The organism is Maridesulfovibrio bastinii DSM 16055 (genome assembly GCF_000429985.1).
In the GTDB taxonomy this organism is placed as follows: Bacteria; Desulfobacterota; Desulfovibrionia; order Desulfovibrionales; family Desulfovibrionaceae; genus Maridesulfovibrio; species Maridesulfovibrio bastinii.
The window spans coordinates 1-15,652 of the sequence record NZ_AUCX01000022.1; the positions used below are offsets into that span (position 1 = coordinate 1).

Consider the following 15,652-nt stretch of genomic DNA (forward strand, 5'->3'; position numbering starts at 1 on the left):
GAGCGCAAAAAACGAGTGAAATCATAATCAGCCTCAGTGCCGACCTTGTTTGAAACCTTCAGGCCCATGTTCTGTAAATCACGAAAAGTAACCACGGAATCCATAAAGGAGTTGCGCCGCTTGCCCTGCATAGTTTCAACCGTTTCTTTCAGAGCTGTCAAAAAATCACGAGTCTGCTTGTCAACGCCAGCAGGAACAGCAGGCAGGTTGGCGGACTTCTTTCCTTTACTGGCCATACTGCAACTCCGCTATGCCGGGAGCCATGCGCACTTCAAAAACATCGGCAGTGCCTTCTAGTTGAAATTCCCAGTCACGTCCCTTCATGCCCGCAGATAACCGGAACGGTTCATCATCAGTGATAACGCAAGAATCAACCAGCTCACCATCCAGATAAGTCTTAAACCGAACAGGACTTGCCTCAGACTGTTCGCCCATAATCCGGGCCGCACCCATATTTACCGGACGAGAACAAAAGAAATCTTTCGACCTCCAAACAAAACTTAAAGTAGAACTTGAACCTTCCCATTTCTCAATGCGGTAGGCCGTGTCGTAGGTCAGCAAATACAAGGCATCGTCCTCAGTATCCACATGACCGCCGTAGACCTGCTTTCCAGTCAGCGACACATTAACAATATCCTGCATCTCAAAGTCAAAAATAATCCCCGGCCAAGTGCCTTCAAAAAAGGCGATGTACTGACCGTCCTGATAAAACCCGATCAGCTTTTCAGGATTAAGAGCCCGCCATTGTTCCTTAGTGTAGAGAGAGCTGGTAAGCATGGACATACCGTTAGGACCAATCAACACCAGTCCATCCGGCGAGGCATAGATCACACCTGCAGGAGAGTTGACCACGGAACGTTTAGATACGCAGGCCTCGTTGTAAGAAAACTTATCGATAGAAAAAGACTCAGGGTCAACACCATTAATCAAATGGGCATGACCTTTGGTCAGCACAACCACAGTCTGATCAAAATAACCCAGACCAACCACATCATGCGGAACATTAAAAGCAAGATTCCACGGGAAAGCGTAAGCAACAAAGGACTCACAAACGTAAATATCCTTGCCACGGAAGCAGAAGAACATGCCGTTGCCGGTATGGATCAGCCCGGAAACATCATCCTTGGGACGGTTCCAATTCTCAGTAGGCAGCACCTCTCCAGAAAGATCGGAGTCAGCCACATTGTCAGTGAATGTATCAGCACTTGAAGGCATCTCTGCTGTCTCATTGGAATAAGGCACAAGCTGAGATTCAGCAGAGTCATCACCAGCATTCAGTCTATAGACGCGAAAAGACTTAACCGTTACCCCGTCCAATGTAGGCAAACGGAAATTAGTCAGTACACATTCCTGACCAGTTTTAACGTCAATTGAGCCTGTAGGGTCAGAAGGTTCGGATTCCTCACCCCAATCAGTAACATAAGTATAAACGTAGGAGGTAGACCGCTCGATCTCGGCATCTTCATCAACAGAAGCAGGAGCAAGCTGCACAGTAAGCGGCTGATCAGGTTTCGGCAAACCAAAACGTCTGGTCTGAGTAGGATAGGTGAAAACAGAACCGGAAGTCGCCATCGCAGCGTCAGTCTGCTTAGGATAAACGTCGCCAGTAAAATGAATACGGCTGTTACTGTCCGTTGCCGCAGCTTCGCAAATATCCACCACATTGGGCCAGTAAAGCCAATCACCGGAACGCAGCTTGTAGATACTACGCAGATTCCCGGCCTTAGGGATTGGATTCGGAGCCTGCCCCTGCAAGTCCATGAGCGGAGAGAGTATCCCACGCTTCAGATTGCAGTTCATGGCAGTCTGAGAGTTTGTACTGTCTAAAAGCCTTGGAGAAATTCGAGGTTGAGTTCCACGAAAAATCGGGACGATGATGGACATTATTCGACCTCCAGCTTTGGAAATCTTCCTTTCACTTCCTGACACAATCGCACATACTCAGCTTTTTGTTCTTCATCTCCTTTAACTACCGCATCAAGATGCATTTCCATTGGCGGGTATGCTCCAGCGCGAAACATAGCGTAATTGTCATGTTTGAAATCAGTGATTTGCTCTTCACTGATTTCAGGCAGGGTGAAGTCTTCATCTTCCATCTGGCTTTTCAGCCACAGCGCAAAGCTCTGCTCGTCAAAGATCCCCTCTTCTTCAAGAGTTGTTTCGTACTGCTCACGCAGGCTCCGGCCCTGCAAATAACTGGTGATGAAAAGGTTCAAAACGTTGTCGGGCTTGCCGAAGGAAGCCACCATTTTTACATCATCGAATGATTTGAACATGAGTGGGCTCCTATGCTGCTACGGCTTGGCCTGTGTCATAGCCGTAACAACCGGCTAAAACGACATTGCCATTAAGATCAGTGGACGTGACTACGTTATCAACCACGTTGATTTTGCCATCATCGCCCCAGTCGGTGTCGTAGATGAGTTCTTTGGACCAGAGTGCTATGTGGTATGTTCCACCGGACTCGTAGAGACCCAAAAGGGCTACTGCCCCATTGGGCGAAGATGTAGTCAGCAGGCCATCAGATGTACCGTAGATGTAATACAAGAGCATTTCGGTAACCGGATTCTGCTTCTTGAAGAGTCCCCTCCGATTGAAGAACTGCGTACCTGTCGGGACAAAACATCCAAGCTCGTAAGCTAATGTAGCCCCTTGGCTTTCTACGTAAACATTGCTCAGCCAAACATCCCCCAAAACCTTCACACCACTAGGATTCGCAATCGGCCTTACCCTGCGCGCCTTGGTATTATAACGAACTTCAATTACACAATTTACCAGCATATCGGCTTCGGAGGTGTATCCAAGGATGTCGTAGGACTCAGAGACATTTACATAAAAAGCGTTCTCTGAGGCTATAAATCCGGCTCCAAGTGGTGCTGTCGCTCCTGTATTATTGTACTTTTGCCACAGACCGTCTGAGCGACGTACAGATACTACCCCTAGAGTAGATGATCCAAGAGCTGTACTTTTCCTGCCACCCTTTAAAACAATATACCCAGAAGTTACATCAACATCCCCCAACAACTGAGATTTCCAGCTCTTACCGTTCCAGTATCCGGGATTGTAAACAGCGTAATCCCCAACGTTAAAAATATCGGCAAGAGCAACATTGCTGCCTTTGAAGATTTCCACATGATCCAAATCGCCTTCCATCTGGTCTGCGGAGTCGGTGGATTCTTGAAAAACGATTACAGGATATGTGTTACCTGCGGTGAAGTCGGCGAGTACGTCTCCGTGTTTTGGATGGAGCCTCAATATAGGAGATGGGGAAGCTCTTTTTCCTAACACCTCATAGAACTCACCTGAGTTACCACCAACAAAACCTTTATGGCGGAGGTCAAACGTTTTTTGATCTCCAATATTTAAAGACCCAAAAGCTGTTTCCCCTATTAAATACGTGTTTTCAGTAACTCCACCTACCGTATTATACCCAATATATGATGGTACAATCGAAATACGTTCAACACACTTCCATCGTCCCTCAATCCCTTTAGTCACACCGGAAATAAGGTCATTAACGAACTTGCGAAGGATTGCTTCTTCATCGTTTGCAAACTCAGGCATGCCTTGAACTGCAGCGACAGCGGCATCCTTGGCACTGTTGACCGCATCAACAGCCAGTCCTTTCTCTGTATCAATAAGACCGGGGATAGAAACAACCTTGGCTTGCGCCTCATCCCGCGCGGCTTCAGCACCACCTTTTGCAAACACCGAAGCATCCCGCGCACTTTCAGCCGCAACCTTGGCAGTCTGAGCCTGACCAGCGGAAGTACTGGCATAAGTAGCAGAGGTAAGAGCTTCCCCTTTGCTCTGCTGTGCTACAGCTGCAAACTGAGAGGCATTATGTTCTGAAGCCAGTGAGTTGGCGGCAGATTGTGTGGCAACTTCTACAGAAGAAAGCACCTGATCTCTGGCTTCAAACACGGGCTTACTGAATGTATCGCCCACATATTCACGGGGATATGGCGGCACATTGGCGATCTCGAACAGATTGCAATCCAGATTTGGGATAACAGCAGGAAATTTGATTGATTTACCAGTTGAGGGATTCATTATCTTAAACTGATATTCGCTTCCTTCGCTTCCCAGTTCGTTAGGAAACAGAGCTAATACGGCAATCCCTGTACCATCAGAGACAGCATTCGTAGTAAGCGGAACCACAAACCCGTTGTATTTCTCGGCTGTACTGAGCTTGGCGGAAACCCTTGCGCCTTCAACCGGATTACCTTCTGAGTCGTTAATGGTGCAGGTCACGTTTACGGTAGGTACACTCATTAGAAAAAGCTCCTTGATCTGACACGCAGCGGTTTGTTCGTTCCGCCATGAAGTCGGGATAATCTGGCATCGGCAATGCCGTCATTAAACAGCTTCATTTTAATCTGCGCTCCGGTGAGATCTTCCCATTCCAGACCGCGCATCGCTTTAAGAGAGGCAATAGCCCCGTAGGCAATTTTAAGTCCCCAGTCTTCAATCAGTCCTTCGGGCATGCCGTCTGAAGACAAAGTCGGTTTAAGTAATGCTCTGACTTCATAGCTGGCATCAATTGACGGTTTCTCTCTCAAAGTAACAGTACTGGCAGTTGCATAATAATCGTGCCGTGGATCTAAAATACCATCCTTGCCTTTCAACTCAGTGACCAGAAAAACCCGTGCTCCGTGCGGTGCATCAAGGCCGGCGGTATCAAGTCCGGCAGGGAAAAAAAGCTGATCGAGCGACTCTTCCCATACAGAAGAACTTTCACAGAAAACTATAGCGGACCTGCGTATTTCATTAATTATGGTACCTTTAGGACATGTTGTGACCTCAGGCTGAACATACGGCACAAGAGTTTTCCATAATACATTGGCCATAAATTATCCTTTTACGAACTCAACCTGTTTCGGGTAGTAAAGATCGGCTTTAAGTTTCACGCCGAGAGCCTGATAAAATGCGGAGAAATGAAACTGTGCGGTACTCATATTTACCTCAGAACTGTCACCGGAAAGAATTTCATAAAGCATCCAGTGAACAACCGGACCACTGAATGTTGATGAAAGCGGAAGCTCATCGTCAGGCCCGGTTACAGCATCAGGTTCGGCAGAATAGGTCATAGAAACATAAACGCTTGCGCCGGCTTCTATGCCGGGCTGAACCCAGAATATTTCAGGATTTGTTCTGGCATCATAAGCGTAGTTGTCCACGTCATCGGAAGTTGTTGTCCACGGACCAAGACGCATGGAATCTTTAGAAGACAGAAATATGGGCTCACCGGGAACAGTTCCCAGCGACCCCATATTCTGAATTACTTCAATAAGCCTAAGAGCCTTCTTACTCGCTCCGCTCCCGTTGGAAGGATTTGGCAATAGCTGCTTAACCCCTTCCTGCAGTTTCACAGCTTCTGTCACCGCAGTGGCGTCAGGGCGCTGCAAGGCAATGTTGCGAATTGCCGAGTTGCAGACATCGGTCATGCTAAGCTTGCCCTCTGTAATTTCCCACGGCCAGCGGCGGCTATCTACTTTCATATCCTGCAGCTTGGCGGAAACCAGTTTAAAGACCTCTCTGGCTTTCATTTTTATTCAACAATCCTGAAGTTAAAACGCGGGACAAAGCGGGGAACGTATTCTACATCATCCCCTTCACCCACTTCATCATAAACAGTGTAACCAGCCGAGCTGAGCACCGAATACACAGACTCCGGTATTTCAACTTCCACACCACGTTTGATCTGATAAGCAACACCCTGAATCCCGATGAAAACATCACGTTTTCCATTCGGGCCATCTTCGGCAATAATAACTTTTCTGCGTTTTTCACTCTTCTGGCGCAGTTGTTCGGACTCCTCCATCTGCGCCGCATGCTCATCAAGTTTACGGTTTTCCAGAATAAGATCTTCACGGGCCTTTTTCTCTTCTTCAAGCCCTTGTTTAAGTTCTTGCTTCTCACGTTCAGAGCTGGTTAAAGCCTCCCTGCTTTCGGCAAGCAGTTTCTCAAGTTCAGCTACACGTTCAGGGTTGACTGATACGGCCTGATCTTTGGACAACTCTTTCTGTTCTTCACTATTTTTAGCCATCAGCGGTCTCCTTAGGCATCAGCAGGGGTTTCAGTTACACCTACTTCAACACGAACCATCCAGGCATCATTCAAAATGGCAGTGGCATAATAGGTTTTCCAGCCCACATGGCCCTTGCGGCCGAGCTTGTCACTTTTACTTGGTGTTTCAGGGTTAACCACCTTGGGGATAACAGAATCCTTGCCTTTGATGGCAACGTCACCATAAGCATCAGCACCTATGAAGTAGATGGGATAGACATCAGTCATAGTGCCGGACTGAGAAAGCATCTCTGCACCGGAAGCACCCTTGGCACCACCGGCATCAGCCATAGGCTCAATGGAAGTGGAAACCAGATAACGTACATCTTCCACTTTACCGATCTCATTTTCATACGGTGATATCTGTCCATATTTTTCAACCGGGACAAAACCCGGAATTTCCCTGATGTCGGATTCACAATCAGAATGAGTAATCCCGACATAAGCAGCTGCTACAGCTTCCGAACCATATTTGACATCAGATGAAAGCACTTTGGTGATCTTGCTGGCCTTCTGACGCTTTAAAGCCCTTGTTGCCAGCCGCTGAACACTTTTTGTAATCGGTTTTGTTACCGTGGCTCTGGTTGTTCCGCCAGAGTAGATGACATTTGTGCCACCACGCAGCCGGCCTTCCATAACCATATCCAGAGTCTGCCCGGCCTGATCGCCAAGAACTTCCATGGACTCGTTAAGAACCGGGTCTTCGTGTGTATCCACAATCACATCGGTGATTTCGATAAAGTCACCGAACACCTCAAGTTCTGCAGTAACATCCCGCCTGACCAGTTTTTTACCGGAAGGATTGACACCTTCAGCCAGCGGGGTTTTCGCCGGGGCAAGGGCTTCGTAGCCATGCCACTTGGCAACAGTGCTTTTATTTTTAGGCATCTTGATAGACTGCCCGAATTTACCGAAAATATTCCAGTTATCGGCCCGTCTCAGGAATCCCGGAACCACATAACCGGCAACATCGTCACTGATATCGCCATACATTGTTGTCGCCATTATCTTCTCCTGCGCTTTCTGTTTTCATCGGCTACAGCCGCATCAAAACCGGATTCAAAGGTTTTGCCCGTTGAAATGTCTCTGGCCGGCTTTCTTTTGCCGGGAACCGCTATGACATCCCTTGCCGACACGCGATTAACAGGGTTTTCCTTTGTCCGGGAAGTTGCTTCTTTATATCTGGTCAGCAAACCGGAAACTTCAGCGGATGTGCCTGATTTTATAATTCTGAAAGCCTCACTAGCCTCCCTGAAAGGAAGCTCTTCGGCCCACCCGGTCAGCTTAGTGCTGAATGATTTGAGTTCATCTGTTCTTTCCGGATCAAACAAAAGGTCAATATAATCAGGATGTTCTTTTCTTATCTCCGAATAGTGAGCTTTTAAACGCTCCCTTCTGCCGGAACTGACAACCGAATCAACACGGGAATCGGTCTGTCTGGAACGATATGCAGACTCCAGCTGACCGATTGCCGCTTCAGGACCGAATTCATAAAGATTGGCCCTGAAACGCTGTCCGTCCTCTGAATTTTCAAGAAGAAGGTTTTCATACTGAGGATTAACCTTGAGTATTTCTTTGGCTTCCGCCTTTATTTCCTCGGGTATTTCCACCAGCTCAAAAGCACTTTCAAGCTTTGAGGACTGAGGATCACTGCCGAAATACTGTTCTATAAAATCCCGGCTTCCATCTTTTTCCCCGGCGGGAGCTTCGGCGGCTTCACCCTGCGGCAGATCCGCATCGTCACCGGAATCCGAATCATCCTCATGATTATTTTCTTCGAAATCCGACTCGGAATCATTTTCAGAATTTTCATCTTCTAAATGCTGATCAGCTTCATCACCGCCGGCTTCAGCTCCCGAGTCTTCACTATCTTCGGCATCAGCTTCATTCATGGATTCCATCTCCGCATCATTTCCGGAGTCTCCAGCCTCAAATCCACGCTCAAAACCGCTTTTTTCCTGATCGCCATCAATCTGTGAATTTATCATTTCAACCTCCTCAATTATAAGGGTTCAGGCTTTCATGCTCTTCAACAACAGGGGTCAGGTCCGTTTTAAAATCACGAAAAGCCTTGATTCTGCCCTGCAACCGGGGAACATCATCCAGAGGAGCATTCACAAGATTTTCAGTTTCTTCCGTAATTTTGAGGTCCAGATACTCACGAATTTTGCTGAGTGTCTGACCACCGCTTTCCAGAAGTTCTCTGCATTTTTCGCTGCTAGTCATCATCAGCCTCTACTCCTGCGTTAAATCCATCCTCAAAACTTCCGCCTGAATCAATGCCCAGCTCCACAATCTGCAATTCAATGGACCTTTTCTTTCCACCGGGCTGGGCTCCGGCACTGCAAATAAATGCTTTTGCCTCCAGTCTTACAGTGGAGCCAACTTTAATATCCTTTGGTTTAAGTCCCAGTCTGGACACTGATTCATCATTAAAATGAAGACGCAGCCCCCACGGAAATTCTTCGTGTTCCGATTCGTCAACCGCTGTTATTTCTTTTGATTTCTTGTTTTTCTTCTCCGGCTTAAGCCGCATGTCCACCAGCTTCATCTGCCTGCCCTCCAGCCAGTTGAGTTGTCTGCTGTTTCAGGCTTTCAGAGAGAGCCTGCCGCACGTCCACGCCATTTTTTTCCAATTCTTCAACCAGCGCTTGAACATTTGCACGGGCCGAATCCAGCATTTTTTGATTATCCATTCGTTCCTTTTCCTTAGCCGAACGAAGAACACCTTCCGGCAGTTCAAGATTTTTGCTGATCTCCCGGATAAGTTTTTCATCATCAACCCAGCCCGCAAAACGCGGGTTGTCAGAAATGGCCAGAATAGTCTGCATACGTTCAAGCTGAACCTCCTTGGCCATCAGAACAGAAGTTCCGGTAGCGATAATTTCATAATCTCCCTTGATCTCAGACCGGGAGTTGAACTGCATATTCCAGAAATACATTTTACGGAAAAAAGGACGGGTGATGTTTTCGTCATGTGATTTGACAAGGTCTTTCAGAATCTGGTGGGCCGCACCGATGAGCATGGAAAGCCCTCTGGCGGTTTTACCTGCTCCGCGCATCTGCGAGCCGTCACCACCCATAAAACGGGGTACGGACATATCATCCACCATGTCATTGAAAACACGCACAAGAGCCATAAGCTCGTTGGTGTAGGAAGGCACTGAGAAAAATTTAAGAGCTTTGTTCATGTCTTCAACAGAGGAAAAAGCCCAGAGCTTGAAAGGATAGATATCTCTCGGATCTTCACCGGGCCGTATCGCACTCATGTTGACACCGACCTGCGGCCCGCATGAAACAGCAGCATTATCAAGCAGCATACGCATGGAAGCGTTGAGAGCCTTCTGAGGGTGCCGCAGCAGCTTTGGCAGACCGTCACCCCAGATTGAATCCTCATCCTTTACAAAGTAATCAAACTGATAAGGTATTGAAGAACCTTCAAGAGGATTGATAACCGCTTTAATTACCAGATCGCCGAGCATCCAGACATTGGCCGGAAAAACATCGGCGGCGTTTTCCTCCGGTATCTCAAGTCCCACACTGCTAAGCTGATTACCGCTGAGGCTTCCCCAGAATTCATACACACGGTAGCGTTTTTCAGTCCGGTGAGTGTTTTCGCCTGTTATGCCGTTTCCTTTAAAAGCTTTATATGAATCAAGGTCGCCGTCATTATGGTCTTCAAGATACCTGCGAATCAGTTTTTCCTTGAATCCGGGGTAAGCCAGCAGGTCCAGAACCTGCTGCCTGTTGTAAATATGATCCTGAATTATAAATTCGCAGTCACCGAGTGCAGTTGCATTAGGGTCGGGATAAATATTCCAGACAGAGACATCTTCAAAATACGGTTTCAGTTCTGTGGACTGCGATTTTTCAAGCCGCCATGAACCGTCCTGCTGAACGGCATAGGCTTCCCGGTATTCTTCCCGCACAAGCGGCCCTTTCAGAATTCCGGTTCCGTATTTAAGTTTCTGCTCCATTACGGACCGGCAGACACTGCGGTATGATTTTCTTCCACTGCCGCCCACAAGCTGGTCGGCAATTTCGTTACCCATCTCAGTGCATGATTCTTTCGCCTGTTTCTCAATATAATTTTCAAGTTCATCACTTGAAATCTGCTGTCCCTGCCCGGCGGCAAGCTGCTTGTAGTGGCTGACTATGGAAGGATGCAGTTCCGGTCGCGGAGATGGTTTCAAATCCCAGTTTCTTTCTCCGGTGGAAGGAAAAAGCAGGTCCATAACCTGAGTCATAACGGTATTCATTTTGACTCTTGTTGACGGAACATAAATTTTGGAGCGTTTAATCTTTTTAATCTCGCCCTGTTCATAGCGGCTTTTTACCTGCAGGTAGTCCTTGGTCCAGCTATCCTCCTTGGCACTGCGGGCTTCCTCAGCTTCGGTAAAAAGCTTTTTTATGAATACACCGAGATCAGCGCTCATTTTACAGCCCTGCCTTTGTTCAACGGACGGGATGAAAACCACCAGCCCACAGCAGAGCTGGACATAAAAACAGTGTTGGTCACGATATAGCGGACCATTTCGTTGGCGGTGCCGGGATCAACCAGCACATTTTCCGAGGCCAGATATCCGGTAAAATGCTGATATGTGGACCATGTTATCCAGCACAGAAAAGCTGTCATAAACGGCCTGGTTATTCCGCGCACAAAATCGGCAACAACAAGCAGAAAATCCGCCCATGTTTTTTCACTGCCTTTGGAATATGTCGCGGCATCGTGCAGCAGCGACTGCTGATAGTTCTGACCGTCGATTATAGTCTCGGTCATCGCCCTGTCTTCACGGGATTTCTGAACAGCGATATCCCCTTCCGCTTTGAGCATTTCTATCTGCTTGTCGGTCATCTCCATTTCCTGCTGATGCTGAAGGGTCAGAGTCTTGCGTTTCTGCCATTCACTTATCCAGCTGGAGATTCCACCAAAAATATTCTGAAAAATTGTAGCTACCCCACCGGTTCCGATTCCCAGCAGGGAAGAACCGACAAGATCAAATAATGCGGCATCAGCCATTATCGGCCTCCCTTATTTCAAGCAGCAGGTCACGCCCCTGCATGGCATTTAAAAATCTGCGGTAGGTATGTCTGGAGTTTCCAACAGCAAGCTGGCCCCACAATTTGCAGATGCAGGAGCCAAGCAGCACGCATCCCAGAGAATGGGAGCGGTAGCCCAGTGATTTATCCCCGGCTACGTTGCCGCTGTGTGATTGAATGGCGATGCGCTGAGGAACATTGCGAAACTGGTAGACAAAGCCGTTCCAGTGGGCGGACCAGCGGCGAAAAAGCAGATAAGTATCCGCCGGGATACAGGAGATGGAATTCTGGTTTTCACGCCACGGCAGCTCAATGGAAAAGCAGGTGAACCCTGCAAGGGGGATGGTCAGAACACCAAGTGTTCCCTGATCGGTATAAGGACGGCGCAGGATAGTTCCTTCAAACGGAGGATTTTTCATCAGCGCCCCATCCTGTTGAAATAATCCCAGCAGGCCATGCCCACAAAACCGATTCCGGCAGTGGCCATAATTTTAAAAAACATCAGCCAGAAAACACGCCGGCCTTCAAGCATGGCTCCCACAGCTTTGTGGTGCTCACGCATGCGCTCAATGCCTTTGGAGTGTTCACCGCCGCCGATATCACGCACCATGCCCATAAAATGCCCTACTTCTCTGGCGGCTTCGCCATCCAGACGGCAGGAGCAGGCTCCGTTTTCCAAAGCGCAGGCAACGCCTTTGCTGATACCTGCGGCAACAGCATCGGCAATTTCTTTGCTAAGCCGGGAATCAAAAACAGGTTCGCTCACATCAGACTCCGTATTAACCGCCCGTGTCCGGCCCAGTCAGACACGGACGGTCGGCGAGGTTATAAAGGCAAAAGGAAAGCCTCCATACATACGGATTTTAATAACACGGGTTTTTCAGCGAGGACGCGAGAGATCGCCACAGATCGGCACAGATCAGCAGAAAGGGGGTTGACAGGGATTAATTAGAGGGATGAAAAAGAAGAATAATGATGACAGACACAGACAAAAGTATAGCTATCCCACAGGAAGTGGTTGAAAACCATATTCTGCATGGCAAAACACTGGTCAAATCATGGCGGGAGCACCTAAACATGACCAAGAATGAAGTCGCCGCCAAGATGGGAATTACTCAGGCCAGCTTTTGCCAGATGGAGAATAACCCTAAATCATTGCGCCCAAGCACATTAAAAAGAATTGCTGATGCAATGGGGATTAGATGGGAGCAGTTGGAAGAGGAATAATACTATGTTAACCTCCTTAAATTACGAATCACAATTAAAAGGAGTTAATATGCAACTAGACTTCATAAAAACGATAAAATATCGAGACAAAGAAATTAGATTTTATGAAATAGAAAATGTCGTTTACTTCTGTCCTGCGGATATTTGTGCCGCCGCAGATATAAGTTTAAACGGGTGCCAATTTAACAAAGCCCCAGCATGGAGCAAAATTGAAGTTGTAAATTCAACATGTTCAAATGATGATTTTTCTGAATGGTTTATTTTAAATTTCAAAAACTATGGGGATGGAAAATTAATTATTTTCCCAAGTGATTTTGAATGGTAAAAAATAAAGCACCCCGCCACATGACGGGGTGCTTTATAATTTAACAACACTATAATTAATATTTATCTGGCTTCACAATCAGGAGTAGACAAAACCTTACGCACCATTTCAGGTTCCTGAGCAATAATTTTAAGATATGCTCTGGTTGAACCTTCAGGTGTACGGCGATTCTGTTCCCAATGGCGAACAGCAGATAAAGACAATCCGAAAGCTTTGGCAAAGCCTATTTGAGTCATATTAAGTTTTTCACGAATACTTCGGACATTAATTTCTTCAGGAATATTAACCCTGTATTCAGAATCTTCCATTTCACCTTTGGCTATGGATACAGCCTGTTCAAGACTTTTGAGGATACGCTCTCCAGCACTGGACATATTACATTTCCTCCTCGAGGCTCTGCACAAGAATCTGCACGAGCTTCTTCATCATATTGCGTTCAGCTTTAGTCAGGTTGGATTTTTCGTTTTTGGAGAAAAGATTCAAGGCAAATAGTGGCACCTTACAATCATGATAATAATAAACCACTCTGTATGCACCGCTCTTTCCTTGCCCACATCCTGCAAAGCGAACTTTCCTAATCCCGCCGGTTCCTTCCATAATGACACCGGCAGTTGGATTTGCTGCTAAAAAATTGACAAGCTCCCTATGTTCATCAGAATTCATATTTGAACGCTTGATGTCTTTTATAAATTCAGGAGTTTCAATTACAGTCATCAACCTAGTCATATGCATATAGTACTCCATTGGAGTAGTAAGTCAAGGTCTATCAATTACACAAACAGCACCCCGCCACATGACGGGGTGCTTTCTTTTTAATCCTATCTTCCGATTCCTTTTGCTTTATCCCATCTGGCTCTGGCGGCTTTGCGGGCTTTTTGGGAGCGGAGGGTTGCGGCTTCTATTTCTTCCGGTGTTTTTACTTCTGCTGATTTTCCGGTCAGGATTGCTATCTGGGTGTTGAGGTATTCTTTAGCGTAGTTCACCTCCTGCGGGGTGAGGGAATTGAGCGGGTCGGCCGATTTTCTGCCTAGTGCGCTCTGCATGGTGGTCACGGCCTTTTCCAAAGCGTCCTGCGGCTGCCAGACTTCCTTTTCCTTAAGCAGGATGCACCACTTGGTCAGCAGCGGATACAGTTCCTTATGCAGATCAAAATCTGCCGGAGCGTTATCCTGCCCCATTTCATATTTTCCGGTTCTGCGCAGGCTGGGTATTACTTCCGCTGTTATCCACTTGCGGAACTTTTTAGCCTCCGGCTTACGGCTTTTAAATATCAGAGCATAGAGGCCGGACTCGGAAAGCATTGTCATTTCCTGATTTCTTCCAAGCGAATCGACGATGTGGGTTTTACCCACCTCATCTTCATCAAGTCTGCGAGGAGTTTCTCTGTTATCTAAATCCAAAACTCTGCAAACATCCTTGGCCACAAACCATGTGCGGCCGTCCTGCTCCTGCTGAACACGCACAACTGTATCCCCGAAATCAAAAGGTATAATTTCAGACATGGCGAACCTCCGGCACATCGAGGCTGTCCACCAGCCCGTCAATGCGCTCCGAGAGGACTTCAAGCATGGTCAGCTGGCCGGGCAAAATCTGCCCTTCCCCCTGAATGGTTTCCAGAAAAGTGTGATGAAGTAAAAGTCTGGTGAGTTCCTGAATGTCCAAAGCCTGCTGATACGAGGTTTGAACAACGCTTTCAGGTGTTGTTGAAGAGTTAGGCATAATAGCCTCCTAGATTTTTTTGAGTGGTATTTTTGAAATTAAAAATACCGGGAGCTCAAAACCGCTCTAGGTGGGCGGCGAGAGGTTTTTCCCGTGAGGGTATTCTATAGCCTCCACACTCCCGGCAAATATCTTGGCGAAATTGGATAGGAATAAAGCACTGCATACAAGAACAGAAAGTCCTGTTCACTGGACACAAAAAAACCGCCAAACTATCGGGAGCGGATACCGACCTAGATTCTGAAGGCGTTTTGAGCACCTGAGCTGATAAAGCCAGAAAAGGATTCTGGTGTCAAGGGGGTTGTTAATTTAGGAATAACGGAATAAAGGATTAAGAAATATTCTCAATAAAAAGGACTGCGAAATGACTATACTTATTGGAATTGCTGAGACTATTCTTATTCTGGTTTTATTTCACTTCATAGTACCAGTTATTATCAACTCAACAACTGGCAACAGCTGGATTAAACTACCATTATTTTTAATAATGGGTGTTCTAGCAGGATGCTTTATGGTTTGGTTGTCGTATGTTCCATATTTTTTAATTTTCATTTGGATAGCATTGCAAAAAACCGCACTTGATCAGATCAAATCACCTGAATTTTCAATGAAAGTTGGATTCATCCCGAATAAAAAATTATTTTACATTTCATCATATAGTTACATAATTGTTGCATGTATTACGGCATACTTTTTTCAAATTGAAGTTCAGCCAGTAGCAGATGGCCAATTTATCCCGTTATGGAAGGCATTATTATCTAACTTTATATAATTTAAATTTAGGAGATAAATATGGCTATTTCTAACTATAATGCTGCCGCTACTATATTTGAAGATATTCCTCATACATTTGTAGCACTTCAAAAACTAGTCATGGCTATGGAAGATTATTGCAAAGCAAAAAATAAACGCATTTTTTGGGGAAAAGACAAGGGCCTTAAGGCATATCAAAAATTTGAAAAATGCTTAAAAGACACATTAGACAGTATGATTATAGATGGCTGTATATCACATTCAACAGAGATTTCAGAATGTAGAGATAACATTTTACAACTTATTAAAATATTTTCTCAATGTTTTCCAAACTGGCATAAAGCATATAACTTTGCTTACGAATATTTTTATATAAATAGTGAAATAGCTGAAAGTCACATTGCTAATTTATTATAATCATAGTCAACTAATGTAGAACAACTGTCAGTTTATAAAAATATGCAATTGTACATAACATGCCTCATCGGCATCATCTGTCTAATTTTGCTTTTAAAATCA

At 46.2% G+C, this 15,652-nt stretch carries 23 protein-coding genes; 4 read left to right on the forward strand and 19 right to left on the reverse strand.

Features of this window, described 5'->3' with window-relative positions:
* The 15 genes from G496_RS19555 to G496_RS0111775 form a co-directional block, all read right to left on the reverse strand.
* On the reverse strand, positions 1-236 hold a 236-nt coding region (locus tag G496_RS19555), incomplete at its 3' end, for a hypothetical protein (protein ID WP_034633121.1).
* Complete coding sequence (locus G496_RS0111710) at positions 226-1,884, reverse strand: hypothetical protein (protein ID WP_027179449.1); 1,659 nt, start codon at positions 1,882-1,884, stop codon at positions 226-228. The genes G496_RS0111710 and G496_RS19555, both read right to left, overlap by 11 nt.
* Entirely contained in the window at positions 1,884-2,276 is a 393-nt protein-coding gene (locus G496_RS0111715; RefSeq protein ID WP_027179450.1) for a hypothetical protein, read from the reverse strand. The genes G496_RS0111710 and G496_RS0111715 overlap by 1 nt, the downstream gene beginning before the upstream one ends.
* A 10-nt stretch (positions 2,277-2,286) precedes the next feature.
* Entirely contained in the window at positions 2,287-4,275 is a 1,989-nt protein-coding gene (locus G496_RS0111720) for a cell envelope integrity TolA family protein (RefSeq protein ID WP_027179451.1), read from the reverse strand.
* The gene (locus tag G496_RS0111725) at positions 4,275-4,850 is read right to left on the reverse strand and encodes a hypothetical protein (RefSeq protein ID WP_027179452.1); all 576 of its coding nucleotides are present in this window, start codon (positions 4,848-4,850) and stop codon (positions 4,275-4,277) included. Before G496_RS0111725 ends, G496_RS0111720 begins: the two co-directional genes overlap by 1 nt.
* A 3-nt stretch (positions 4,851-4,853) precedes the next feature.
* Positions 4,854-5,549: a phage adaptor protein gene (locus tag G496_RS0111730; protein WP_027179453.1), complete on the reverse strand. Its 696-nt coding sequence runs from the start codon at positions 5,547-5,549 to the stop codon at positions 4,854-4,856.
* A 2-nt stretch (positions 5,550-5,551) separates the two neighbouring features.
* Entirely contained in the window at positions 5,552-6,049 is a 498-nt protein-coding gene (locus G496_RS19560; RefSeq protein WP_034633123.1) for a hypothetical protein, read from the reverse strand.
* Between the two features lie 11 nt (positions 6,050-6,060).
* Positions 6,061-7,074, reverse strand: a complete 1,014-nt coding sequence (locus G496_RS0111740) for a N4-gp56 family major capsid protein (RefSeq protein ID WP_027179454.1) — start codon at positions 7,072-7,074, stop codon at positions 6,061-6,063.
* On the reverse strand, positions 7,074-8,057 hold the full coding sequence (locus tag G496_RS0111745) for a hypothetical protein (RefSeq protein ID WP_027179455.1): 984 nt from the start codon (positions 8,055-8,057) through the stop codon (positions 7,074-7,076). The genes G496_RS0111740 and G496_RS0111745 overlap by 1 nt, the downstream gene beginning before the upstream one ends.
* A 10-nt stretch (positions 8,058-8,067) precedes the next feature.
* Positions 8,068-8,298, reverse strand: coding sequence for a hypothetical protein (locus tag G496_RS0111750; RefSeq protein ID WP_027179456.1), 231 nt, complete (start codon positions 8,296-8,298; stop codon positions 8,068-8,070).
* Positions 8,288-8,620 (reverse strand): capsid staple protein, encoded by a 333-nt coding sequence (gp10, locus tag G496_RS0111755; RefSeq protein ID WP_027179457.1) that lies wholly within the window; start codon positions 8,618-8,620, stop codon positions 8,288-8,290. The genes G496_RS0111750 and gp10 overlap by 11 nt, the downstream gene beginning before the upstream one ends.
* Positions 8,595-10,505: a portal protein gene (locus G496_RS0111760; protein ID WP_027179458.1), complete on the reverse strand. Its 1,911-nt coding sequence runs from the start codon at positions 10,503-10,505 to the stop codon at positions 8,595-8,597. The genes gp10 and G496_RS0111760 overlap by 26 nt, the downstream gene beginning before the upstream one ends.
* Positions 10,502-11,089: a hypothetical protein gene (locus G496_RS0111765; protein ID WP_027179459.1), complete on the reverse strand. Its 588-nt coding sequence runs from the start codon at positions 11,087-11,089 to the stop codon at positions 10,502-10,504. Before G496_RS0111765 ends, G496_RS0111760 begins: the two co-directional genes overlap by 4 nt.
* Positions 11,082-11,528, reverse strand: coding sequence for a DUF5675 family protein (locus G496_RS19565; protein ID WP_051295002.1), 447 nt, complete (start codon positions 11,526-11,528; stop codon positions 11,082-11,084). The genes G496_RS0111765 and G496_RS19565 overlap by 8 nt, the downstream gene beginning before the upstream one ends.
* Positions 11,528-11,875, reverse strand: coding sequence for a hypothetical protein (locus G496_RS0111775; RefSeq protein ID WP_027179460.1), 348 nt, complete (start codon positions 11,873-11,875; stop codon positions 11,528-11,530). The genes G496_RS19565 and G496_RS0111775 overlap by 1 nt, the downstream gene beginning before the upstream one ends.
* A 206-nt stretch (positions 11,876-12,081) precedes the next feature.
* On the opposite strand from G496_RS0111775, the gene G496_RS0111780 reads away from it, so the two are divergent.
* A complete protein-coding gene (locus G496_RS0111780) occupies positions 12,082-12,336 on the forward strand; it encodes a helix-turn-helix domain-containing protein (protein ID WP_051295003.1) in 255 nt (84 codons plus the stop codon).
* 4 nt (positions 12,337-12,340) lie between these two features.
* Positions 12,341-12,661, forward strand: a complete 321-nt coding sequence (locus G496_RS0111785; protein WP_156900646.1) for a BRO-N domain-containing protein — start codon at positions 12,341-12,343, stop codon at positions 12,659-12,661.
* A gap of 62 nt (positions 12,662-12,723) precedes the next feature.
* Here the strand turns inward: G496_RS0111785 and G496_RS0111790 are convergent, their stop codons facing one another.
* From G496_RS0111790 to G496_RS0111805, 4 genes are all read right to left on the reverse strand, one after another.
* Positions 12,724-13,035, reverse strand: coding sequence for a helix-turn-helix domain-containing protein (locus G496_RS0111790; protein WP_027179463.1), 312 nt, complete (start codon positions 13,033-13,035; stop codon positions 12,724-12,726).
* A 1-nt stretch (position 13,036) separates the two neighbouring features.
* Positions 13,037-13,393 (reverse strand): type II toxin-antitoxin system RelE/ParE family toxin, encoded by a 357-nt coding sequence (locus G496_RS21475; protein WP_245577911.1) that lies wholly within the window; start codon positions 13,391-13,393, stop codon positions 13,037-13,039.
* A gap of 86 nt (positions 13,394-13,479) precedes the next feature.
* Complete coding sequence (locus tag G496_RS20920; RefSeq protein ID WP_211233844.1) at positions 13,480-14,163, reverse strand: BRO-N domain-containing protein; 684 nt, start codon at positions 14,161-14,163, stop codon at positions 13,480-13,482.
* A complete protein-coding gene (locus tag G496_RS0111805; RefSeq protein ID WP_027179465.1) occupies positions 14,156-14,380 on the reverse strand; it encodes a hypothetical protein in 225 nt (74 codons plus the stop codon). The genes G496_RS20920 and G496_RS0111805 overlap by 8 nt, the downstream gene beginning before the upstream one ends.
* A 364-nt stretch (positions 14,381-14,744) precedes the next feature.
* Here G496_RS0111805 and G496_RS0111810 point away from each other — a divergent pair, with 364 nt between their 5' ends.
* Together G496_RS0111810 and G496_RS0111815 are read left to right on the forward strand one after the other, a co-directional pair.
* Positions 14,745-15,152, forward strand: coding sequence for a hypothetical protein (locus G496_RS0111810; RefSeq protein ID WP_027179466.1), 408 nt, complete (start codon positions 14,745-14,747; stop codon positions 15,150-15,152).
* A gap of 20 nt (positions 15,153-15,172) precedes the next feature.
* Complete coding sequence (locus G496_RS0111815) at positions 15,173-15,550, forward strand: hypothetical protein (RefSeq protein ID WP_027179467.1); 378 nt, start codon at positions 15,173-15,175, stop codon at positions 15,548-15,550.
* Positions 15,551-15,652: the final 102 nt, after the last annotated feature.